This window comes from Bacillus chungangensis (genome assembly GCF_030812995.1).
In the GTDB taxonomy this organism is placed as follows: domain Bacteria; phylum Bacillota; class Bacilli; order Bacillales; family Bacillaceae_C; genus Bacillus_CF; species Bacillus_CF chungangensis.
This window is the reverse complement of the sequence record NZ_JAUSTT010000022.1, coordinates 49,114-71,391: the sequence shown is the minus strand read 5'-3', so window position 1 is coordinate 71,391 and position 22,278 is coordinate 49,114. Positions and strand designations below refer to the sequence as shown.

Sequence of the window (22,278 nt, the reverse complement as noted above, 5' to 3'; positions counted from 1 at the left end):
TGAAGAGAAAGAGAGAGAGAAACAAATGGAAGCAGCAAAAAAACAGCAAGACCAACAAATGACAACTATGTACGCTATTTTATTTGCAATCAGCACTGGACATATGTTGAATGATTCCTTTCAAGCGGTAGTTGCTGCGATGTTTCCCATTTTAGAGTCATCAATGGGGTTAACTTATGCTCAAATTGGCTGGATTGCATTTGTCGTTAATATGACTTCGTCTGTGATGCAGCCGGTATTCGGTTTGTATGCAGATAAAAAACCAACGCCATTTTTATTGCCATTTGGTATGTTTTTAAGTTTAATAGGGTTAGTGGCCTTTGCTTATTCGCCTAATTTTTATTTGATTTTATTATCGGTCTTATTTATCGGTCTAGGATCTGCTGTTTTTCACCCAGAAGGGTCTCGCGTCGCTTATATGGCAGCTGGAAAAAAACGAGGGCTTGCACAATCCATTTACCAAGTCGGTGGTAATGCTGGCCAATCTTTGGCGCCTATATTTACCGCTTATATCTTTGTACCGCTTGGACAAATTGGTGCAGCATGGTTTGCTTTTGCAGCAGGATTAGGAATCATTATCTTATCAAATGTTTCCAAATGGTATAAAAAACAAATAGCGCTTTTCTCCATTCCGAAAAAGCAGCAATCAAAAACGACTGAAAAGAACCCGATGAATCGAAAAGTGAAAGTTGCTCTTATCTTACTTATTTTTTTAGTTTTTGCCCGTTCATGGTATTCAGCTGGTATAGGTAATTTTTACCAATTTTATTTAATTGGAGATTACGGATTATCGATTAAACAAGCACAATTATATGTCTTTATTTATATGATTGCCGGGGTTATAGGCACTTTATTTGGCGGTTCTCTCGGTGATCGTTTTGGAAGAAGAAATATTATCTTTCTATCTTTATTTGGAGCAGCTCCATTGACTTTAGCTTTGCCTCATGTCCCATTGTATATGGTCATTCCATTGTTTTTCTTGATTGGCGTCATTGTGATGTCAAGCTTTAGTGTAACAGTCGTATATGCACAGGAGCTAGTACCGAATAAGATCGGTATGGTATCCGGTCTGATTGTTGGTTTAGCATTTGGAATGGGAGCGATAGGTGCAGTTTTATTCGGCACACTAGCTGACATGTTTAGTATCAAATTCGTTATGATTTTATGCAGTGTGCTGCCTCTACTCGGTATTTTTACATTATTTTTGCCGAAAGATGAAACATTGTCAAAATTGACGGCGTAAGCATTTTTAGCTGTCCTAAATTCAAAATACGCCTAAATAGTGGGGATGCAACCTTGCAATTTAGGCGTATTCGTATAAAAAATTAAATTGACAGAAATCCACACTAAAAAGACTTTATTCAATAACCTTTTCAAGTTCTTTCATTTCTATCATGTTGTGTAAACATTCACATTATTCCTTTTCAGCAACTTCCATTTAGATAGACGGTTTTGTTAGTCTTTTTTTTACCTTTTTTCATATGATATCCAAGTGGGCGCTTTACCCCGATCTAGCTCTCTTTAGGCAAGCGTTCCAAAAGCATGCAAAGTTCATGAAGCGAATCGTCTATTAGAAGCTGCTGTATGAGCAAAATTGAAAAAAAGCGTCTGCTTCTAAGAACATTTTGCACAATCTTTTTTTAAGAAGGTGAGCTTATGCAAACATTGCTGCGTCATTTATGCTTGGTAAAGGAGTTGATGGAAGAAAAAATAGAAGCTGTTCACGAAAATTCGATTTCTGCTTTAATGAAACAGCTGCAAAGACATTTAAAAGATTTTGCTTTTCATCTTGCGGAAATGCTGAATAAGCTTGAACAGAAGATGGAACTAGTTTTACATATTCGAATTATATATTTAATAAGTGATGTGATTAGTGAATTGTGCAGCGTGTTAAAGGAAAATGAAGAGGTTGATTTAGAAGCAGAAGTTTCCTCTTTGCAGCAAGGTTTATCCTGTCTCGTTCCTTATATTATTCAAATGTATGGAAAAAACAAGACATTACATATTGTTCCTTCTCATTATCAACAGTTATCAGGAATTTGGAAATAATGCATATAACAAACTACAAGGCAATCGGATGTTTGATCCGATTGCATGCATTTTGCTAGTGGATGTGTTTCTTTTTGAACCTGCCGCCGCGAACTTCTGACATCGTAGCAACAGCAAAAAAAGCAGATGGATCTAACTCTTCAATAATTGATTTTAATTTTGCTTCTTCTAGTCGGGTAATGACACAAAAAATCACTTTTTTATCATCCCCTGTGTATGCTCCTTCTCCTTTTAAATAAGTAACACCACGACCAAGCCTAGCAAGAATGGCTTCGCCGATCTCTTCGACTTCATCACTGATAATCCACGCAGATTTTGATTCATCGAGCCCTTGAATGACGATATCAATCACTTTAAAAGCAATAAAATACGCAAGGACAGAATACATTGCACGATTCCAGCCAAATACAAAGCCAGCACTGCTAAAAATAAACAAATTAAAAAACATGATAATTTCTCCAACAGAGAAAGGGAGTTTTCCGTTTAGAAGAATGGATAGCACCTCTGTACCATCTAACGAGCCACCGGATCGAATAACCAATCCAACTCCAATGCCAAGTATAATGCCGCCAAAAACAGTTGCTAATAATAAATCATCTGTTACAAAGGTGACATGATGAAGAGAAAAAGTAACAATTGACAGAACGCTAATCCCATAAAGAGTGGAGATGGCAAAGGTTTTTCCAATTTGTTTATAGCCAATGTAAATGAATGGAAGGTTGAGGAGGAAAATAATAATGCCCAGTTTCCAGCCTAAAAGATGCGTTAGGATAATAGAAATACCAGTAATACCGCCATCCAAAATCTTATTCGGTACTAAAAAAAGCTCGAGGCTAACAGCCATTAAACTTGCACCAATCGAAATAAGCACTAATCTTTTAATGAAAGCAGCTGTTGACAATTTTTTATGTTTTATTTTTGTTAGTATATTGTTTGGTTTGTCCATCATTTCTCCCCTTATAATAGTTTACACAGCTCCTTTATAAAGTGATTAATCCCTTTTATTTCCTTAATAAGTAAATTTTTACCACGAGAAAGCAGAACAGAAATCTGTTCTTATAATAAAGAAATTAGCGAATACTATCCACTATTCCTTCGGTTAAAAAGAAGCGAGTTTGTTACAATATAGCAGATGCTGTTAGTTTATGTGAGCAGAAGCATACTTTTATTTTATATGATTATTAAAGATTTGCATAGAAAAAAATCCTTTTCACCCTGGTTAACATAAATGGAATCTTCCTTTTACTAGTGTTTTTGACAAATCACAAACAATATGAAAAGCCTCTCATTTCTTCAGTATAGTAAATTTGTTAAAAACAATACTATATAGAATAGGTGCTGTTACAAATCGAGCCCTACTAAAGCAACTACAAAGAAGTTAAAATAAGTAAATTTACATAAGACAGGAAATGATGCAATGTACCTTTGTCCAATTTTTTGTTTCGTTTGTCATCACAAAACGTAGTATTAGCTTCTTGATAGGACAAAGCGGTCACGTTATCTACTAAGGATGCGGCTATCACTGCGATGATTAGTGATGTAAAATATTAGTTTTAATTAATTGTTGCATGTTACATAACATGTATTTATAATATAGTTATGTAACATGGGCAAGGAGATAATTTTGATGGAATATGTAGAAGCTTTAAAGGATAAAAAGGAAATAAACGCGCTAAAAAGGTTTTTTAAGAAACATTCAGAACGAGATTTTATGCTCTTTGTGTTAGGGATTAATACAGGATTAAAGATAACTGAGCTGTTGAATATTAAAGTTGGAGAGGTTTTAGAAAGAGACGGTGTGGTGAAGGATTTTTATTCCCTTCCGACTAAAGATATGAAAGCCCCAATGGAGATATATCTCAATCCAAAAGTGAAAAAGGCTATACTACACTATGTGAAAACTGTACATTTGAGAAATGAAGACTACTTATTTCAATCGACAAAAACGCAAAGACCGATCACACGTCAACAAGCTTATCGCATCATTTGTCAGGCAGCTGAAAAAGTGGGGATAAAGGGGAAAATTGGTACAAACTCTTTACGGAAGACCTTTGGATACCATGCCTATATACAAGGAGTCGCTATATCTTTTCTTCAGAAACATTTCCATCATTCAAGCCCGTCAGAAACATATAAATATCTTGGAATTAGTAAAGACAAGCCTATTAAAACGGAGATTGATGTGAATCTTTAAGAACGGCACCCCTTAATCCACGATAAAGCAAGTTAAAGGAGGAGTTATAGTGAACATTAGAGAAGTTGAACTGCCTGGTATTGGAGTTAAATTCGAGGTAATAACACGGAATGATGAAAAAATAGTCATTGTTGTTCATGACGATGGACGCAGAGAGATCTATCACTTTGATACTGATCATGAAGAAAGCGTTTCGAGTGTGATATTAAATGATTCAGAAGCGAGAAAAGTGGCAGCAATACTAGGTGGCATGGTGTACAAACCAAGAGCGCTTGATACGATTGAGATGGCTTTTGATGATTTACTAATTGAATGGTTTAAAGTAGAACAGGATGCACCAGCTATTAATCAAACAATCGGTAATTTAGAGGTTAGAAACAAATATAATGTGACAGTTATTGCGATTTTGAAAAAAAATATGAAACAGTTATTTAATCCTGGTTCAGAGACCATTATTGATGTAGGCGATACACTTGTTCTTTCAGGTGAAAGAACACAGCTCAAAAGATTGATTAGCGAATTATTAACGAATACGGGGTGATTAGTATAGTATGGATAATTTAATATTTGAAATCGGAACATCGTTTGTATTAGTAGCAATTGCAGCATTATTTGCAAACAGATTTAAGTTTTCAATTATTCCTTTCCTCATTATTCTCGGTATGGTTGTAGGTCCTCACGCCCCTGTAATCGGAATCATTGATTTGAAGTTTATTGAGAGTGCAGAGATAATTGAATTTCTTGGTCGTATTGGTGTATTATTCCTTCTATTTTATTTAGGTCTAGAATTTTCAGTTGGAAAATTAATAAAATCTGGACGTTCGATTGCAATAGGCGGAACGATATATGTTGCCTTAAACTTTATCCTCGGTCTCATTTACGGTTTTCTAATCGGTTTCCCATTATATGAATCATTAATTATTGCTGGTATGGTTGCTGTATCTTCAACTGCAATAGTCGCAAAAGTACTAGTAGATTTACGACGTACTGGAAACGCGGAAACAGAATTGATTTTAGGAATTGTTTTATTTGATGATATTTTTCTTGCCGTATTTTTATCAGTGATGTCAGGGATTCTTCTTGGTGGTGCAACCTCCGTAGGGGGTACGCTTTTATCTGTCTCTATTTCTATTGGATATATGCTGTTGTTTTTCGTCATTGCACGTTTCGGAACACGATACATTAATCGTATGTTCAATATTAAATCTGATGAAATCTTCATCATTGTTGTTTTTGCAGCCTTGTTTTTTATTGCAGGGTTTTCCGAATATATTCATGTTGCTGAAGCTATTGGAGCACTTCTTTTCGGTCTCGTTTTATCAGAAACAGAACATAGTCAACGGATTAAAAAGATGGTCATCCCATTCCGTGATTTCTTTGGTGCTTTATTCTTCTTTAGTTTCGGTCTTAGTATTGATCCGCTGTCACTCGGAGGGGCTATACACCTAGCATTAGGAGCTGTAGCCGTTACAATTATCTCAAATATTATTGCCGGTTTGATCGCAGGCCGCCAATCAGGGTTGTCACATAAAGCCTCACTTAATATTGGATTAACAATCGTAGCTCGTGGGGAGTTCTCCATTATTATCATTAATTTAGGTCTGGTTGGTGGATTAAACCCAGATTTAAAACCATTTTCCGCTGTATATGTTTTAATACTAGCCATTTTTGGTCCTTTACTTGCAAAAGAGTCCAAACGTATATATAAATTGTTTGATAAAGTATTTAAATGGAGTGAAAAGGAAGGAAAACGAATAAATTCATTTAATTAAAATATAACTAAAAAATGGAAGGTCTATTACCTTTCATTTTTTTATTAAAAAGTGTAGAAGGAGTTACTTCGTAAGTTTTTTTGATGTATAATAAGAATGAATGTTCATTCATTTATATAGGAAGTACTCAAGTGTATATGAATGGGGATGAATCTCCTTTCAGTCGAGGGTTGGCATTTGCATGTCTCCATCGTTCAAATAATATAGTGCCACATCCTTTTTTCGGTTGCTTATTTAGCATTTCAATCATAACAAAACAGTTTCTATAAAGTTTGATTTAAGAAGAGGATGTTAAGGATGATTACAATCAATCATAAAGAGGAAATTTTACAAGCCGAGATGATCGTAACTTTTGCTAGGCAAAGTCTATCTATTTCTGTCTATTTTGTAGATGGAATTTTAATCGATACTGGGCCGGCAAAATGTCATCATACACTAGCGTCCTTATACGAACGTTGGGAAATAGAGCAAGTTTTCCTAACCCATCATCATGAAGATCATACTGGCTTGGCTCCTTGGCTTCAGATAAAAAAACAACTCCCAGTCTATATTCATGAAGTCGGCATCCCAATCTGCCAAAAGAAGGCTAATTTGCCGATGTATCGTCGTTTATTATTGGGAAAACGTGAATCGTTTGAACCGTTGGCGTTTAAGAATGAACATGAGGGCAATAGATATAAGTGGGAGATTATCAATACTCCAGGGCATACAAACGATCATGTAGCTATTTATAATCGTGAAAAAGGTTGGATGTTCGGTGGAGATTTATACGTATTGCCTCATCCAAAAAGTATGTTTGCGTTTGAATCAGTTCCGCTTATGATAAACTCATTGCAATCCATTTTAACTTATGATTTTGATACGTATATTTGCGCTCATGCAGGAATCATTCAGTCTGGAAAAATAGTCATTAAGAAAAAGCTTGATTACTTAGAAAACATTAGGGGTGAAATACTATACTTGTATGAACAGGGGATGTCCGTTCAAGAAATTCGAAAGCGGCTTTTTCCAAGAAGACATCCTTTACATTATTTTTCCTTTTTTGAAAATTCGCCTTCCCATCTAGTGCGTTCGAGTTTATCCAAAATTTAAATCGAGAAACTCGCTTAAGAGATGAACAGGTGGAATTAAGTAGGAGAAGTGTGGTTGAATACGCTCTATTGCTTGTGGTTCAGGATCAGTTGTATAACTATAAAAAGTAAAAAGGTCGAAATCTTCCTTATCATGATAGGAGATTCGACCTTTGTATTTTTGTTGTTGCAGTTTTTCTATTTTCGTTTTCGTTCTTCGTGTGCGCATATCAGCTAAAACATATATGCCACGATTTTCTACTGGATTACGCTTTCCTTCTCTTATCATTTTGTCTCGATACTTTCTTGCTTTACTTTTTGCCATCAATATCCACTCCTTTTCTACATCCTAATAAAAAAAGATTATTTTGGCAATCTTTTTTATCCCACCAACCCAGTACCATATAAGAAAGCACTCCCTTATCTAAAAGAAGTAGATAGTTTAGCGTTAAATTGAATCTTGATAAAGCGCCTAAAAGCTTCTATCGGGATAAACTTCGGAATAACTGAATCAAATAAATAAGTATGCTATATTTAACTTACGGAACTCGAAAGGATGTTTTTAATATGGCAAAAAGTGTAGTAATTGCTGAAAAACCTTCGGTTGCACGTGATATTGCACGTGTACTGAAATGTAATAAAAAAAACAATAGTTATCTTGAAGGAGATAAATATATTGTAACATGGGCGCTAGGACACTTAGTAACATTAGCTGACCCAGAAAGTTATCATGTGAAATATCATAAATGGAATCTAGAAGATCTGCCAATGCTGCCTGAACGTTTGAAATTAACAGTAATAAAAAAGACTGGAAAACAGTTTAATGTTGTTAAAACTCAACTTTCCAGAAGTGATGTAAAAGAAATAATCGTTGCTACAGACGCTGGGAGAGAGGGAGAATTAGTCGCTCGCTGGATTATTGCTAAGACGAAGGTTAACAAACCGATTAAACGTTTATGGATTTCGTCTGTGACAGACAAGGCAATAAAGGACGGCTTTGCCAACTTAAAGCCTGGTAAAGCATATGAGAATTTATATGCTTCAGCTGTTGCCCGTTCTGAAGCTGATTGGTATATCGGATTGAATGCAACGCGTGCATTAACTACTCGTTTTAATGCACAACTAAACTGTGGTCGTGTACAAACACCTACTGTAGCTATGATTGAAGCTCGTGAGGAAGAGATTAAAAAATTTAAGGCACAAACATACTATGGCATTGAAGCGCAAACAACTGAGAATTTAACGCTGACTTGGCAAGATGCAAAAGGCAATGGCCGCAGCTTTGATAAAGAAAAAATTGATGCGATTATGAAAAAGTTGGGCGAACAAAATGCTGTTGTAACAGAAATTGAGAAAAAGCCTAAAAAGTCTTTTTCTCCTGGTCTTTATGATTTAACAGAGCTGCAACGCGATGCGAATAAAATCTTTGGCTACTCAGCGAAAGAAACGTTAAACATTATGCAAAAGTTGTATGAGCAACATAAAGTTTTAACATATCCTCGTACAGATTCACGCTACATCTCATCGGACATCGTTACAACGCTTCCAGAGCGTCTTAAAGCATGTGGGGTAGGCGAATACCGTTCTTTAGCTAATAAAATTTTAACTAAATCAATTAAAGTTTCTAAAGCGTTTGTTGATGATAATAAAGTAAGTGATCACCATGCAATCATCCCAACAGAAGGTTTTGTGAACTTTTCAGCTTTCACTGACAAAGAACGAAAAATATACGATTTAGTTGTTAAACGGTTCTTAGCTGTTTTATTTCCTGCCTTTGAATATGAGCAATTAACGCTTCGTGCAAAAATTGGGGATCAGAACTTCTTGGCTAGAGGGAAAACGATTTTATCTAGTGGATGGAAAGAGGTTTATGAGAATCATTTTGAAGATGACGATACAGCAGAGGATTTAAAAGAGCAAATCTTGCCGCGCATTGAAAAAGGAAACACATTAAAAGTGAAATTAATCGTTCAAACATCTGGGCAAACAAAGCCGCCAGCACGCTTTACAGAGGCAACATTGCTTTCTGCTATGGAAAATCCTACGAAGTATATGGAAACACAAAATAAACAGCTTGCCGACACGTTAAAATCGACTGGTGGATTAGGTACTGTTGCAACTCGTGCTGATATTATTGACAAACTTTTTAATTCGTTCTTAATTGAAAAGCGTGGAAAAGATATTCATATTACTTCGAAAGGCCGCCAACTGCTAGATTTAGTGCCTGAAAAATTAAAATCTCCTATACTAACTGCTGAATGGGAGCAAAAGCTTGATGCAATTGCGAAAGGCAAATTAAAAAAAGAAGTATTCATTTCTGAAATGAAAAACTATACAAAAGAAATTGTTGCAGAAATTAAGTCGAGTAATAAAAAATATAAACACGACAATATTTCAACAAAAACTTGCCCCGACTGTGGCAAACTTATGCTAGAAGTAAACGGCAAAAAAGGAAAAATGCTTGTATGCCAAGACCGTGAATGTGGCCACCGTAAAAATGTAGCACGTGTCACAAACGCACGCTGTCCTCAATGTAAGAAAAAATTAGAACTTCGCGGTGAAGGAAACGGCCAAATCTTTACGTGTAAATGTGGCTATCGTGAGAAGTTTTCTTCTTTCCAAGAACGTCGTAAGAAAGAATCTCGCGGTAAAGTAGATAAGCGTTATGTGCAAAATTATTTGAAACAACAACAGAAACAAGAAGAACCCCTGAATAATGCGTTATCAGAGGCATTAAAAGGTTTGAAGTTAGATTAATACCATGCTTGCCGGGGCTATTCACGAAGATTAGTATCTTTATGAATAGCCTCTTTTGTAATTTTTAAATAAAATTTGATTAAAATGGATTCTCATGTGAGAAATCTAAAGATAGTTTTTAAGAGTAAACATAGACGATCACTATAAATCTTATCATTATGTTTTGGCTTATAAATCTTTGTGAACTGCTTATCATATATGCGTTCGATTATAATTCCTGCGTTTCATAAAAAGATATAAAGGATTCATTAACAAACGAATCGATATTAGCACGTTGTATGATTGAACGATTTCACAAGATATAAGATCAGTTTTATAAATATCAGATGCTGATCTTAAAAATTTGCACTCTTATCATAAGAAAGCGTGTACCGTTAAAGTGCAAATGCAAAATATGTAAGTAACAAGCAATCTACTAGAAATTTGGCCTATTAGCAGGGAGCCTCTGTTGATCATTAAACACTATTTTAGGCTTTTGCATTGGTTTTCGCAGCATCATTTCTTTCATATATGTTTCGCCTTTAGGATTTAATTGTTGCAGCAATGTAAGGGTACTCTTTGTATCACTGTTTGCTCGGTGTGCTGTATCGTTTAAAATGTTGTGGCTATCCAACAATGTCTGAAGTTTTTTGTTTGTAAATCCGTATTCTTTCCAACGGATATGACGCATCGAGCAATACCATTTTTTTTCTACGAAAAATGGTGAGAGCCTTATCATAAAGCTGCGATCAAAGGAAGCATTATGAGCAATAAGATATTCAATATCTTGGCTAAATGTCATAAGTTGCTGGATATCTATTTTATGGCCTTGCAACATATCATCTGTTATGCCAGTCAATTTTCTGATAAAAGATGGAAGTGGTATTGATGGTTGATTGAGACTGTAGAAATCTTCCAGTTGTTCCACTATTTCTCCCGTTTTTTTAGAAAAAAGAAATTTTAAAATAGAAATTTCGATCACTTCATGTTTGCTTGGACTAAGACCGGTTGTTTCCAAATCTACTACTGCACCAATTTTGATTTCTTTGTTCAAAAAGATCTCCTCCTTTTTTGACTCAATGAACGAATAACTTTCAACTTCAGAGGACACAACAAAATGAATAGATATGTGCATATTTTACCATAGAAAATAATAGAAAGGAGAAGATGAAAAATGGTCTTGATTTTACTCAAGGACTTCACCTCGATATTTCGAAACGAAGAATACTTAAGCGATCGAAAACAAGCTTCTTTTTCGAAGACGTTCCCGAGCTGAGCCTTAGTTCAACGATGATGAAAGTTCCGATTTAAACTGACAGTAAGACCCCCACTTCAAGAATAAGAGGAATCACAAGCGCTAGGTGGGGATAACTGAAAGTCAAATGTCCGATTGGTTCGGGTCGACAGGATAAGGAAAGCTTCGGCAGCGATACATCGCACGAAGAAAAGCGGTTTCCTTTTCGAGGACGCCTGAGATCTTAGCCTTTGTTCTACTTCTTATCAGTAGGGGATGAGAGAAAACCCCCACTCATGGAAGTTTCGCTTTATTTAGTGTGATAATGGTAAGAAATAAGCGAGTCAAGGGGTTGCAATCGCTATTATAGAGACATTAACTTGCTTTTTTAAGTTATTTTTTGTATGATAAACTCTTGTAAGAGTAATGTGTAGAAGGATAGTTTTGCAAGGAACTAATTTCTTGATCCCCTAGATACATTTATATCTTGCAAATATAAATCAAATTAGGTGGTTTGAAAAATGTCAGAAACAAAGCAATATAGAGTACTTTTGTACTATATGTATGTTAAGATTGAGGAGCCAGAAATTTTTGCGAAAAGACATCTTGCTTTTTGTAAGGAGCTTGGCTTAAAAGGAAGAATTCTTGTTGCGCAAGAAGGTATTAATGGAACTGTTTCTGGAACAATCGAGCAGACAGATGTTTATATGAAAACGATGAAAGAAGACCCGCGTTTTGATAATATCGTGTTTAAAATCGATGAAGCTGATCAACATGCCTTTAAAAAAATGCATGTTCGTCCGCGAAAAGAATTAGTTACGTTGAGATTAGAAGATGATATTAATCCCAATCAACTAACTGGGAAATATTTGGAACCAACAGCATTTTTTAAAGCAATGCAGGATGAAAACACAGTTATTTTGGATGCACGAAATGATTATGAATATGATTTGGGCCATTTTCGGGGTGCGATTAGACCAGACATCAAAACATTTCGAGAACTTCCTGAGTGGGTTCGGAATAACAAAGAAAAGTTTGAAGGCAAAAAAATCTTAACTTACTGTACTGGCGGCATTCGCTGTGAAAAGTTTTCCGGCTGGCTTTTAAAAGAAGGCTTTGAAGATGTCTCTCAATTGCATGGCGGTATTGTTACTTATGGGAAAGACCCAGAAGTTCAAGGAGAATTATGGGATGGACAATGTTATGTGTTTGACGAAAGAATAGGTGTGCCGATTAATCAAAAGACTCATGTTATTGTCGGAAAAGATTACTTTACAGGCGAGCCATGTGAGCGCTATGTGAACTGTGCAAATCCTGAGTGTAATAAACAAATACTTTCTTCAGAAGAAAATGAACATAAATATTTACGCAGTTGTTCGCATGAATGTCGAATTCATCCACGAAATTTATATATAAAAGAACATGGTTTAACAGAAGTAGAAGTGAAAGAGCGATTACAATCACTAGAAGAAGAAACTGCAATTAAACAAGCTTAACAAAAAGTAGGATAGCCTTTTTAAAGGTTATCCTATTCTTTCTTTTATCCCACATCTTTTGAACAATCGCCTCTTAAAAGCAGTCTAGGTAAGGGGGATAGCTGAAAGGCAAATATCTGATTATTTTAGCAATGAACTTCTTGATAGGAAAAAGCGATTTCCTTCGTTTTCTTTAGATTGAGGAGGAAAGAAAATCTGACTGATAGGCACGTTACTGAAACAATTAAAAAAGTTGCTTTAGATTGTCCGATATTTTCACAATTAGATTTCATTTGCGAGAGGAAAGCACTGCAATTGTATCGAATAAGGTAGAACAACCTTTCATTTTATCCCACATCTAACTGGTAGTAAGACCCCCACCTCGGGGAGTAAGAGGAATCGTAGAAGTCTAGGTGGGGATAACTGAAAGTCAAATGTCCAATTGGTTCGGGCCGACAGGATAAGGAAGTCTTCTTGAATCAGCATCGCACGAAGAAAAAGTGCTATCCTTTTTCAAGGATGTCGGTCACAAAGGCGTTGCAACAGGACAAGGAAAGCTTCGGCAGCGATACATCGCACGAAGAAAAGCGGTTTCCTTTTCGAGGACGCCTGCGACCTTAGGCTTTGTTCTACTTCCCATCAGTGGGAGAAGAGAAAACCCCCATTGATGGAAGTTTCACTTTATATGTTAAAGAAGAAATTGACTATATAAGTATTGCAACAAGTATTTAAAAAGAATGGAGGGACAGCTGCCGCTAAATGATTGCTCATGATCGATAATATTAAAAAGAGCAAGATAAATGATTAGCAGCAGCAGCGAATATGACAGATACAACTTTAATTTGGGAAAGAGTGCTGCAATTTGCAAAAGATAAGGTTGAGGAACCCGAACTGTATGAATGGCTAGATAAAGCAGTATTAGTAGGTATGGATACAAGGAGTCATCATGTGGTGCTTCAAATGGAAAGTGGTTGCGAAGATAAGCTTTCAGCAGCTGTTTTGCCGCTGCTGACAGAGGCGCTTTATGAAGTTACTAGAAAACAATATAGACTTTCAATTGAAAAGAACACTTCTAAGACAGAATTTGATGATTTGATTTTTCCAATTCTTAATGCTTATACATTTGATAACTTTCATATTAATCATAGCAATGAATTTGCGCACGCTGGAGCATTGGCAGTGGCTATCAGCCCAGGAGACGCTTATAATCCATTAAACGTTTATGGTCCTGTTGGCACAGGCAAAACTCATTTGCTTCATGCAATAGCAAATGAAGTTGTCGATAACCACCAAGGAAAAATTGTCTATTTAAATGCAGATCATTTTGTCAACCAGTTGGAGCAAGCGAGGCGGACAAATAAATTGTCTGATTTTAAGCATCAGCTTCAAAAAGCAGATCTATTCATGATGGATGATCTGGATGTTCTTGCTGGCAATCAAGAGGCGCAGGAAGTACTGATAAATATCATTGACTACTTGTATATGCACCAAAAACAGATGGTGTTTACGTTTGAAAAACACCCAGGGCATATTATTGGCTTAAAGAAAAGAATAGTTGAACGATTTGGCTGGGGATTGATTATTCATTCTGCAGCGGAAAAAATGAAAGACGATATGATAGAGTCTGGCGTGGGGGAGGTGAAAGACGCTAATCAGATGCAGTCTGCGTTGGAAAATTTGTTTAAACATTCAAATAATGAACATACGCTTTCCGTTTTATTAGAAGAATTAATAGAACAGCAAAAAATGACAAATGTTTGGCTAGAAAAAATATATGGGAAAATAAAGTAAAGCCTATTTAGTGATGTTAAAAGGATTGTTATTCTACCAGAACTAGCTATCAGTGGGAGCAAAACTTCCACTGATAGCATGACTATCATTCACGGTATTTTTACTAGAAAGGCTGGCTGAAAATTACTTAAAATATTGTGCGAGCTCTTCGCTTTCTTTTTTTCGTCTTTTTCGATGCTCTGCTCTTCTGACAGCCGTTTTGTTCAACCAGCGCTCTTCTTCTGATTGTGGAACAATATTAGGTACAGGAGTTGGTCTTCCATCAGGACCTAGTGCGACAAAGGTAAGAAAGGAAAGTGCAGCAATAGATCTTTCTCCTGTTAATAAATGTTCAGATGTTACTTTGACGAATACTTCCATCGAACTTCTCCCAGCCCAAGTTACCTTAGCTTCGAGTGTAACAGCATCCCCAACTCGAATAGGCTTTATGAAATCAACAGAATCAGTAGAGGCTGTAACAACAGAGGAGCGAGCAAATTTTGTCGCGGAAATCGAGGCAATGTCATCAATATCAGCCATTAACTTTCCACCGTAAAGTGTTCCGTGATGATTCGTATCTGGCGGGAAAACATGGCTTGTTTTGATAGCAAGTGTTTCACCCATAGCCATTTCTGTTCGCTTATTCAATTGCTTTCACCTCATATTTGCATCATCAAGACATTATAACGTAAATTGGAACGAAAAAAAAGCTAGGGTTTGTAAAGAGGTGTTTTTCGTACATGAAGAAGTAAATCCATAGCAAGTAATAAGAAGACTCAATGATTACTTTATGTCATTAAGTCTACCTTTTCCCATATGATATTGTCTTCTTTTATGTATAAAATAATAAATGCTTAATGGCCACCAAAGGACGACAAAAATCGGATAAACAGCCCAAATTGTATTTGGTGTAGAAACAACGTTCACAATAATGAAAAATAGAATGATTAATGAACTTCCAGATAACGAAAATTCAAAATGTTTATTTTTATTAGCATAGTATACAGCAAGCGGCCACCACAAAACTAGAAACGATGGATAAATAGCCCATGGGTATTGCGGGGAAACGAGAGCATTAAGAACCGAATAGTAGAGGATGGTGCTGATGCATCCAATGAATGCTGCTGTCATTGTATTTCTGCGTTCCTCTAAAGAAACAAGAATTGGCCACCAAATAACTGGAAAAGAAGCATATAAAAACCATGGATGGCCTGGCGAATCAACATAATTAATAGTGATAAAAAAAGCAATAATCAACATGCTGCTAATAAAAGAATATTGTTTATATTTCCCTTGCCTTTTGCTATGCAGTCCTATTGGCCATAGTAAAAGAAAAAAAGCTGGATAAATGAACCAAAGATGACTTGGAGTTGTTAAGTAATTAGTAATCATTAAAAACAAGATGATTAAAATACTTGCTGCATAAGAAAAGCCGACCTCATATTTCATTTTCACAAATCCCCCTTTTATTTAGAACGCAGAAATCTAAAAAACAAAGCAAGAGGCCACCATAAAACAACAAATGTAGGATAGACAAACCAAATCGTTTTCGGGGTATAATAGAAATTCATAAACATAAATAATCCAATGATTAGCATACTTCCCCAAATAGAAAAGTCTAAATCTAATTTAGGTGCTCTTTTTTTAATTGGCTTCTTTATCCCTAATTCATTTTTTATTTCTTCAATATCGCCGAAATCAACAATTGCTTTATTTATTGCGTCTTCTTCTTCTTTTCCCTGTGAGATTAAGTCCCAGACTTTTTCTTCAAGGTTTTGAAAAATTTCCTGCTTTATTGTATTAACTTGTTCGCTGTCTGGAATATCCTTAAACAAATAATCTACATGATTTTTCAATCTATTCATTATAATCCCTCCATAAACAAATCGATGATTTCTTTTATTTCCTTCCATTCTTCTACCATTTCTTTTAAATAAGCTTTTCCTAAAGTGGTGATTCTGTAATATTTTCGTTTTCCGCCGTGTGATACACTGCCAACATAAGATTCAATTAATTCTTTTCTTTCTAGTCGTTGAAAAACCGCGTATAGAGTTGCTTCCTTAATTTGAAATCGATCGTTTGTTCTTGAACTAATTTCTTTTGATATTTCGTAGCCATATTGATCTTTCTCAAAAATCAACCGTAATATAATGGAATCCAAATGTCCACGAATCAAATCGCTTCTAATCATAATTCTCCTTCCTTGTCCGATTAATACTCTACATGATAGAGTAATATTATCGTAAATTACTCTATCTGTCAAAGTAAATTTTATTGAGAAGTACTTTGATTCCTATTTTTTAAAAAATAAAAGCTGAACGAAGATAAAATACTTCGTTCAGCCTTAAAATTTACTTTAACGCTTGAAGGATGAAGGGCTTACGCCTTTACATATTAAAGCATTACTTCACATGCTTACTCGTAGCTCTTTTCTAGTTCATCAACAAGTGTACCTACATAAGCTACTGCTTCTTTAATAGCATTTGGATTTGACATATCAACCCCTGCTTTTCTAATCAGCTCAAGTGGTTTCAATGTTCCTCCAGATTTTAGGACATCAAGCCAACGATCGACAGCAGGCTGGCCTTCTTTGAAAATCATCTGTGCTGCGGCAGTTGAAACAGTAAGACCAGCAGAATATGTGTACGGATATAGACCCATATAATAATGAGGCTGTCGCATCCACGTTAAACTGGCACCCTCATCAATTTCAACCGTATCACCCCAGAAATCGGAAAGCACACGAGCTTTTTGCTCACAAAGAAGGGAAGCTGTAATCGGCAATCCTTGCTCTGCAAGGTCATAGACACGGCGTTGGAACGCTCCTTCTAATAAGTGTGTAACAAAATTATGATAATAAGTACCGAGCTGCTGTAAGATAACCCAACGTTTCATACGCACATCTTTCGTCTTCGATAATAAATAATTGCCAAGCAGCAGTTCATTCATAGTCGATGGTGCTTCAATGAAATAAGTAGATGGACGGGTATTTACCCTTGATTGATGTTTTCCTGCTAAATAAAAATGTCCCGCATGGCCAATTTCATGTGCAAGCACAAAGGCACTGCGCATCGTATTTGTCCATGTAATTAATATATAAGGATGAGCACCGTATGGACTAGAACAAAATGCGCCAGTAGCTTTCCCAATATTATCGGCTAAGTCAACCCAACGTTCTGTTAAAGCCTTTTTTACCATATTACTGTATTCTGTCCCCATGATTTGCAATGCATCCATGATCGTTTCAGAAGCTTCTTCATAAGTGGTAGCTGGGTTAAACTCAGGGTCAAGTGGAGCTTTTAAATCACAAAATTTCATGCGATCGATTCCTAATTGACGTTTTTTCAATTGTGCATAGCGGCGCATGTGGGGAGCAAGCTCCGTTTGAATCACATCTAATTGATTTTCATACATTTCCTTCGTTACATGCTGCGGTTTAAGCAGCATATCAGTCACAGAGCTGTATTGACGAAGGCGGGAAAGCTTTACTTGTTTTGTTACTTCAGTAGCATATGCGGCTGAGAAAGTATGCTGATACTGTTTTAAAGTTGCAATAAAGGAATCATATGCATGACGGCGTTCTGTTGTATTGCTTGAAAGTTCATAGCGATCCTCAAATAAAGCAAATGACATCGGAAGTTCATTTCCGCTTTCATCTGTAATTGATGCAAATTGCATGTCTGATGCTTTGCTTCGTTGATAAATCATATATGGTGCACCCATCACTTCACCTAAGGATGCAAGTGCTTCTTCTGTTTCGGCTGAAAGCATATGGGCTTTCTTTTCAAGCAAATCATCTATAAGATTTTGATAAACAGATAATTCGCTCTCTTCTTTTATGTACTTTTTTATGGTCTCTTCAGATAAGGAGAGAATCTCGGTATCAATAAAAGCGAGGGCTGCTCTTACTTTAGAGAGCAATGCAGCTGCCTTGGCGGCGTCGCTTTGATTTCCGGGATCGGTTCCATCTCCGGATAGCTGTAAATTGGCATAAGTTGCCACATGAATCATGCGCTGTTCTAACGCATCTGCTGCTTTTAAGCAATCTAAAAGATTTTTTGCCTGCTCTCCTAACTTGCCTTTAAACTTCGTAACTATCGGTAAATCTTCCTGAATAGCTTTCCATTCCATTTCCCAATCCTTTTTTGTGGCAAATAAGTCACGGAGATCCCATGTTAAATGTTCCGGTACTTCTGCCCGTGTGAATCGTTTTTCAGTTTGGTTTTTCATCCAAAATCTCCTTTCTTGATGTTCAAATGAAAGAGTAAAGAAATTTAAGAATGATGATATGAAATTCTCATTTTTCCCATATCCCTTTTGAACAACCTCTATATAATTATTTCGAAATCCTAAATATTAGTATAGCCGAAATATGGAACGATGACTATCTCCAATATGAACGTAAAGCCATTAAGAAATAATGATCCTTTATAAAACAGACAGCTGACAGAGAATGCCAGTATTTTAAATACGGTAATATCAAAGATGGAAAACATTTCAATCGATAATTAACACATTGCTATCACAAAATAAAATGAAGTCATGAGCAGATGATTTTCTAAAGAAACGAAAGAGAGGGAAAAAGTATGACTGTTATTAACGATATAAGACAAACGATTTCAGGGTTAAAAAGTGCACAAGCTAACTTAGAAAGTTTTGCCTTAGCTACAGATAACCAACAAGCAAAGCAGTTGTACCGAAATGCTGCTGAACAAACGCAGCTAGTTATTGATTCGATTTTACCACGTTTACATCAAGTAGAAGAAGAAGAACCCCAATATCGAGAGCAGTAGCAACTATGGTGGATGGCTCATTGTAATGGGTCATCCTAGCTTTTAATAAAGCTTTACTGTAGAAGCTGAGATTTGAAGTATATTGTTAATGGAGGATTTGAAAGTGACAGTATATTCCAACGTAAAAACGTCTTATGCAAATTTGAAAAGCATACAAGCCAGCTTTAGTGAATTAGCTTTAAAAACAACAGTAGACAATGAGCAGCGTCTTTTTCATGAATCTATGATCGAGATGGATGAAATCATTGAGGATATTCGAAAAAGATTAATGACATTAGAGCGGGAAGAACGACAATATCAGCCTTAGAAAGATGGAATTCTAAAAATGTTGATCTTTAGCAATAGCTTATTGAACATTACGTTAAAATGTAAAAGGGAGGTTTACCAATATTGTCACAGTGGATAGAAGTTATCATTCGCTCTTTCACCTTATTAATTATTTTATTTCTGTTGACAAAATGGTTAGGGAAGAAACAGTTTTCTCAGCTGTCCTTATTTGAATACGTTATTGGCATTACAATTGGAAGTATTGCAGCTGAAATTTCAACTGGGCTGGAAAGTAATTATTATGTTGGTGTAATGGGGTTAATTGTGTGGACAGCTATCCCTTTCTTTGTAAATTTAGCGACAATGAAAAACAAAAAATTCCGCGATTTTATTGAAGGAAAAGCATCGGTTATTATTAAAGATGGTAAAATTCAAGAAGAAAATCTCGCTAAAGAAAAATATACAGTAGATGACTTAATGGAACTGCTGCGCAAAAAGGATGCATATCGAGTTGCCGATGTTGAATTCGCTATTTTAGAAGCGAATGGGGATTTAAACGTTCTGCTCAAGAAAGAAAAACAACCGCTCACCCCTAAACAACTAGGCATAACCGTCGCAGCTGAAAAAGAGCCGCAGACAGTGATCATGGAAGGTGAAATAATGGACGAACCGCTGGCTGAAAGTGGTTATAATCGTCAATGGCTAGAAGCAGAATTGGAAAAGTTGAACGTTACGGTTGATAATGTCTTTATTGGGCAAGTAGACCACTTTGGTGAATTAACTGTAGATATTTATGACGATCAAATACAAGTCCCTACTCCACAGACCAGACCTTTGCTGCTCGCTGTCTTGAAAAAAACACAAGCTGATCTTGAATTATTTTCATTGCAAACAGAAGTACCTGAAGCAAAACAAATGTACAAAAAAAATGCGGAAAAATTAGCGGCTATAACAGATAAGGTTATGCATTTATTGAAAGCGTAAAAGCTTATCAATAAATGCTTCCAACAAAGCTTTGTTTAAAAAAGAAGTAACCAACTTATGTTGACTACTTCTTTCAATAATTCATTGATACATTGCTTCTATTTCACGCTGAATTGCTTCATTTTCAAGAAATTCGTTATACGACATTTGTTTATCGATCATACCTTTTGGTGTCAGGTTAATGATGCGGTTAGCAATGGTCTGAACAAATTGATGATCATGCGAGGTGAAAAGGAGCGAACCTTTAAAGCTGATCATGCCATTATTTAAGGCAGTAATCGATTCTAAGTCAAGATGGTTAGTCGGTTCATCTAACAGAAGAACGTTTGCACCGCTAAGCATCATTTTTGATAGCATACAACGAACTTTTTCTCCTCCAGACAGGACATTTGCTTTTTTTAACACTTCTTCACCAGAGAAAAGCATTCTGCCGAGAAAACCTCTAAGGAAGCTCTCACTTTGATCATTAGGTGAATACTGGCGAAGCCAATCTACAAGCGTTAAGTCAATGTTTTCGAAGTATTTGGCATTATCCTTTGGAAAATATGCTTGGCTCGTTGTAATCCCCCATTTAAAGGTTCCTTCGTCAGGCTCGATTTCTCCAGCTAAGATTTGTAGCAAGGTCGACTTTGCCAATTCATCTTCGCCGACAAGTGCAATTTTATCGCCTTTATTCATAATAAAATTGATGTTATCTAACACTTTGACACCATCAATTGTTTTAGTAAGCCCTTCAACGCGCAGTAAATCATTTCCGATTTCACGGTCAGGTGCGAAATGAACAAATGGATACCTTCGGGAAGAAGGCTTAATATCGTCCAAAGTAATTTTTTCCAATAATTTTTTTCGTGAAGTTGCTTGTCGAGATTTGGAAGCATTAGCACTGAAACGAGCAATAAACTTCTGTAGTTCTTTTATCTTTTCTTCTTTCTTTTTATTAGTATCTTGTTGCATTTTTTGCGCCAGCTGGCTGGATTCATACCAGAAGTCATAGTTGCCAACATAGATTTGTATTTTTGCGAAATCCAAATCGGCAATATGTGTACATACTTTGTTTAAGAAATGACGGTCATGAGAAACAACAATAACTGTATTTTCAAATTGTATGAGGAATTCCTCCAGCCATTGAATTGCTTTTATGTCTAGATGGTTAGTCGGCTCATCTAGGAGAAGAATATCAGGTTTGCCAAATAAGGCTTGAGCTAGTAATACTTTTACCTTGTCTGAGCCGGAGAGTTCTGCCATTTTTTTGTCATGGAGCGACTCGCTGATCCCTAATCCTTTTAATAAAATAGCTGCTTCTGATTCAGCTTCCCATCCATTTAATTCACCAAATTCTGCCTCTAATTCTGCTGCTCTTATTCCATCTTCGTCTGAGAAGTCAGGCTTCATGTAAATAGCATTTTTCTCTTGCATGACTTCATATAGACGAGTATGGCCCATCATGACAACATCTATGACATTTTCTTCATCATATTCAAAGTGATTTTGCTTTAACACTGCCAGTCGTTCACCAGGAGTAATATGAACGTTGCCTGTTTGCGGCTCTAATTCACCTGATAGAATTTTAAGGAAAGTGGATTTTCCAGCTCCGTTTGCTCCGATTAAACCATAACAATTTCCTGGGGTAAACTTAAGATGAATATCTTCAAATAATGTATGATCCCCATATCGTAAACTAACATTATCTACAGTAATCAATTTTTTCATTCCTCCGTTGTTTATCATCTAAATGATTATAGCATGGATGCAGCTAACAAGATATATTTGTGAGCTACAATCCGCCATTTTCCTTGTTGGTGGAAAAAATACTACCTATTAGAAGTATACCTATAATAAGGAAGAAAGCTGCGACGATCTTTTTCAGAAAAATCAAATACCAATGAATAAAGATAATAATCTATTGTACGCTTACATAATATGAATTTAAAACA

Annotated in this window: 21 protein-coding genes; 12 read left to right on the top strand and 9 right to left on the bottom strand. The window is 36.0% G+C overall.

The window, feature by feature from the left end; genetic code table 11:
- Window positions 1–25: 25 nt before the first annotated feature.
- Complete coding sequence (locus J2S08_RS16575) at window positions 26–1,243, top strand: MFS transporter (RefSeq protein WP_307231459.1); 1,218 nt, start codon at window positions 26–28, stop codon at window positions 1,241–1,243.
- 413 nt (window positions 1,244–1,656) lie between these two features.
- Window positions 1,657–2,049, top strand: a complete 393-nt coding sequence (locus tag J2S08_RS16570) for a hypothetical protein (RefSeq protein WP_307231458.1) — start codon at window positions 1,657–1,659, stop codon at window positions 2,047–2,049.
- 55 nt (window positions 2,050–2,104) lie between these two features.
- On the opposite strand, the gene J2S08_RS16565 is transcribed toward J2S08_RS16570, so the two are convergent.
- Window positions 2,105–2,995, bottom strand: a complete 891-nt coding sequence (locus tag J2S08_RS16565) for a YitT family protein (protein WP_307231455.1) — start codon at window positions 2,993–2,995, stop codon at window positions 2,105–2,107.
- Window positions 2,996–3,676: 681 nt separating this feature from the next.
- Here J2S08_RS16565 and J2S08_RS16560 point away from each other — a divergent pair.
- From J2S08_RS16560 to J2S08_RS16545, 4 genes are all read left to right on the top strand, one after another.
- On the top strand, window positions 3,677–4,243 hold the full coding sequence (locus J2S08_RS16560) for a tyrosine-type recombinase/integrase (RefSeq protein WP_307231453.1): 567 nt from the start codon (window positions 3,677–3,679) through the stop codon (window positions 4,241–4,243).
- A gap of 49 nt (window positions 4,244–4,292) precedes the next feature.
- Complete coding sequence (locus J2S08_RS16555) at window positions 4,293–4,784, top strand: cation:proton antiporter regulatory subunit (RefSeq protein WP_307231451.1); 492 nt, start codon at window positions 4,293–4,295, stop codon at window positions 4,782–4,784.
- Between the two features lie 10 nt (window positions 4,785–4,794).
- A complete protein-coding gene (locus J2S08_RS16550) occupies window positions 4,795–6,015 on the top strand; it encodes a cation:proton antiporter (RefSeq protein WP_307231449.1) in 1,221 nt (406 codons plus the stop codon).
- A 297-nt stretch (window positions 6,016–6,312) separates the two neighbouring features.
- Window positions 6,313–7,107, top strand: coding sequence for an MBL fold metallo-hydrolase (locus J2S08_RS16545; protein ID WP_307231447.1), 795 nt, complete (start codon window positions 6,313–6,315; stop codon window positions 7,105–7,107).
- Here J2S08_RS16545 and J2S08_RS22600 read toward each other — a convergent pair.
- Complete coding sequence (locus J2S08_RS22600; RefSeq protein ID WP_370875702.1) at window positions 7,093–7,410, bottom strand: hypothetical protein; 318 nt, start codon at window positions 7,408–7,410, stop codon at window positions 7,093–7,095. The two genes, J2S08_RS16545 and J2S08_RS22600, sit on opposite strands and share 15 nt — an antisense overlap.
- A gap of 242 nt (window positions 7,411–7,652) precedes the next feature.
- On the opposite strand from J2S08_RS22600, the gene J2S08_RS16535 reads away from it, so the two are divergent.
- Window positions 7,653–9,842: a DNA topoisomerase III gene (locus tag J2S08_RS16535; RefSeq protein WP_307231445.1), complete on the top strand. Its 2,190-nt coding sequence runs from the start codon at window positions 7,653–7,655 to the stop codon at window positions 9,840–9,842.
- A gap of 415 nt (window positions 9,843–10,257) precedes the next feature.
- Here the strand turns inward: J2S08_RS16535 and J2S08_RS16530 are convergent, their stop codons facing one another.
- Window positions 10,258–10,875, bottom strand: a complete 618-nt coding sequence (locus J2S08_RS16530; RefSeq protein WP_307231442.1) for an exonuclease domain-containing protein — start codon at window positions 10,873–10,875, stop codon at window positions 10,258–10,260.
- A gap of 701 nt (window positions 10,876–11,576) precedes the next feature.
- Between J2S08_RS16530 and trhO the strand changes: the two genes are divergently transcribed.
- Complete coding sequence (gene trhO, locus J2S08_RS16525) at window positions 11,577–12,551, top strand: oxygen-dependent tRNA uridine(34) hydroxylase TrhO (protein WP_307231440.1); 975 nt, start codon at window positions 11,577–11,579, stop codon at window positions 12,549–12,551.
- A gap of 801 nt (window positions 12,552–13,352) precedes the next feature.
- Entirely contained in the window at window positions 13,353–14,321 is a 969-nt protein-coding gene (locus J2S08_RS16520; protein ID WP_307231437.1) for a DnaA ATPase domain-containing protein, read from the top strand.
- A gap of 123 nt (window positions 14,322–14,444) precedes the next feature.
- Here the strand turns inward: J2S08_RS16520 and J2S08_RS16515 are convergent, their stop codons facing one another.
- The 5 genes from J2S08_RS16515 to pepF form a co-directional block, all read right to left on the bottom strand.
- Complete coding sequence (locus J2S08_RS16515; protein ID WP_307231508.1) at window positions 14,445–14,930, bottom strand: acyl-CoA thioesterase; 486 nt, start codon at window positions 14,928–14,930, stop codon at window positions 14,445–14,447.
- A 153-nt stretch (window positions 14,931–15,083) separates the two neighbouring features.
- On the bottom strand, window positions 15,084–15,749 hold the full coding sequence (locus J2S08_RS16510; RefSeq protein ID WP_307231434.1) for a 2TM domain-containing protein: 666 nt from the start codon (window positions 15,747–15,749) through the stop codon (window positions 15,084–15,086).
- Window positions 15,750–15,766: 17 nt separating this feature from the next.
- Window positions 15,767–16,165: a permease prefix domain 1-containing protein gene (locus tag J2S08_RS16505; protein ID WP_307231432.1), complete on the bottom strand. Its 399-nt coding sequence runs from the start codon at window positions 16,163–16,165 to the stop codon at window positions 15,767–15,769.
- On the bottom strand, window positions 16,165–16,491 hold the full coding sequence (locus J2S08_RS16500; RefSeq protein WP_307231430.1) for a PadR family transcriptional regulator: 327 nt from the start codon (window positions 16,489–16,491) through the stop codon (window positions 16,165–16,167). Before J2S08_RS16500 ends, J2S08_RS16505 begins: the two co-directional genes overlap by 1 nt.
- 224 nt (window positions 16,492–16,715) lie before the next feature.
- Window positions 16,716–18,530 (bottom strand): oligoendopeptidase F, encoded by a 1,815-nt coding sequence (gene pepF / locus J2S08_RS16495; RefSeq protein WP_307231428.1) that lies wholly within the window; start codon window positions 18,528–18,530, stop codon window positions 16,716–16,718.
- Between the two features lie 356 nt (window positions 18,531–18,886).
- Here pepF and J2S08_RS16490 point away from each other — a divergent pair, with 356 nt between their 5' ends.
- The 3 genes from J2S08_RS16490 to J2S08_RS16480 all read left to right on the top strand — a co-directional run bounded on the left by J2S08_RS16490 (window position 18,887) and on the right by J2S08_RS16480 (window position 20,344).
- The gene (locus J2S08_RS16490; RefSeq protein ID WP_307231426.1) at window positions 18,887–19,093 is read left to right on the top strand and encodes a DUF1657 domain-containing protein; all 207 of its coding nucleotides are present in this window, start codon (window positions 18,887–18,889) and stop codon (window positions 19,091–19,093) included.
- A gap of 103 nt (window positions 19,094–19,196) precedes the next feature.
- Window positions 19,197–19,400 (top strand): DUF1657 domain-containing protein, encoded by a 204-nt coding sequence (locus J2S08_RS16485; RefSeq protein ID WP_307231424.1) that lies wholly within the window; start codon window positions 19,197–19,199, stop codon window positions 19,398–19,400.
- A gap of 83 nt (window positions 19,401–19,483) precedes the next feature.
- The gene (locus J2S08_RS16480) at window positions 19,484–20,344 is read left to right on the top strand and encodes a DUF421 domain-containing protein (protein WP_307231422.1); all 861 of its coding nucleotides are present in this window, start codon (window positions 19,484–19,486) and stop codon (window positions 20,342–20,344) included.
- Between the two features lie 81 nt (window positions 20,345–20,425).
- Here J2S08_RS16480 and J2S08_RS16475 read toward each other — a convergent pair whose 3' ends face one another.
- Window positions 20,426–22,045 carry an ABC-F family ATP-binding cassette domain-containing protein gene (locus J2S08_RS16475; protein ID WP_307231506.1) on the bottom strand — a complete coding sequence of 540 codons (1,620 nt, stop codon included), beginning with the start codon at window positions 22,043–22,045 and terminating at the stop codon, window positions 20,426–20,428.
- Between the last annotated feature and the right edge of the window lie 233 nt (window positions 22,046–22,278).

What these genes read in the sequence shown, in the direction of transcription:
- J2S08_RS16490 (WP_307231426.1), top strand. Translation starts at nt 18,887, where the DNA reads ATGACTGTTATTAACGATATAAGACAAACGATTTCAGGGTTAAAAAGT.
- J2S08_RS16520 (WP_307231437.1), top strand. Translation starts at nt 13,353, where the DNA reads ATGACAGATACAACTTTAATTTGGGAAAGAGTGCTGCAATTTGCAAAA.
- J2S08_RS16550 (WP_307231449.1), top strand. Translation starts at nt 4,795, where the DNA reads ATGGATAATTTAATATTTGAAATCGGAACATCGTTTGTATTAGTAGCA.
- J2S08_RS16560 (WP_307231453.1), top strand. Translation starts at nt 3,677, where the DNA reads ATGGAATATGTAGAAGCTTTAAAGGATAAAAAGGAAATAAACGCGCTA.
- J2S08_RS16510 (WP_307231434.1), bottom strand. Translation starts at nt 15,749, where the DNA reads ATGAAATATGAGGTCGGCTTTTCTTATGCAGCAAGTATTTTAATCATC.
- J2S08_RS16515 (WP_307231508.1), bottom strand. Translation starts at nt 14,930, where the DNA reads ATGGCTATGGGTGAAACACTTGCTATCAAAACAAGCCATGTTTTCCCG.
- J2S08_RS16545 (WP_307231447.1), top strand. Translation starts at nt 6,313, where the DNA reads ATGATTACAATCAATCATAAAGAGGAAATTTTACAAGCCGAGATGATC.
- J2S08_RS16575 (WP_307231459.1), top strand. Translation starts at nt 26, where the DNA reads ATGGAAGCAGCAAAAAAACAGCAAGACCAACAAATGACAACTATGTAC.
- J2S08_RS22600 (WP_370875702.1), bottom strand. Translation starts at nt 7,410, where the DNA reads ATGGCAAAAAGTAAAGCAAGAAAGTATCGAGACAAAATGATAAGAGAA.
- J2S08_RS16505 (WP_307231432.1), bottom strand. Translation starts at nt 16,165, where the DNA reads ATGAATAGATTGAAAAATCATGTAGATTATTTGTTTAAGGATATTCCA.
- J2S08_RS16570 (WP_307231458.1), top strand. Translation starts at nt 1,657, where the DNA reads ATGCAAACATTGCTGCGTCATTTATGCTTGGTAAAGGAGTTGATGGAA.
- J2S08_RS16500 (WP_307231430.1), bottom strand. Translation starts at nt 16,491, where the DNA reads ATGATTAGAAGCGATTTGATTCGTGGACATTTGGATTCCATTATATTA.
- pepF (WP_307231428.1), bottom strand. Translation starts at nt 18,530, where the DNA reads ATGAAAAACCAAACTGAAAAACGATTCACACGGGCAGAAGTACCGGAA.
- J2S08_RS16565 (WP_307231455.1), bottom strand. Translation starts at nt 2,995, where the DNA reads ATGGACAAACCAAACAATATACTAACAAAAATAAAACATAAAAAATTG.
- trhO (WP_307231440.1), top strand. Translation starts at nt 11,577, where the DNA reads ATGTCAGAAACAAAGCAATATAGAGTACTTTTGTACTATATGTATGTT.
- J2S08_RS16535 (WP_307231445.1), top strand. Translation starts at nt 7,653, where the DNA reads ATGGCAAAAAGTGTAGTAATTGCTGAAAAACCTTCGGTTGCACGTGAT.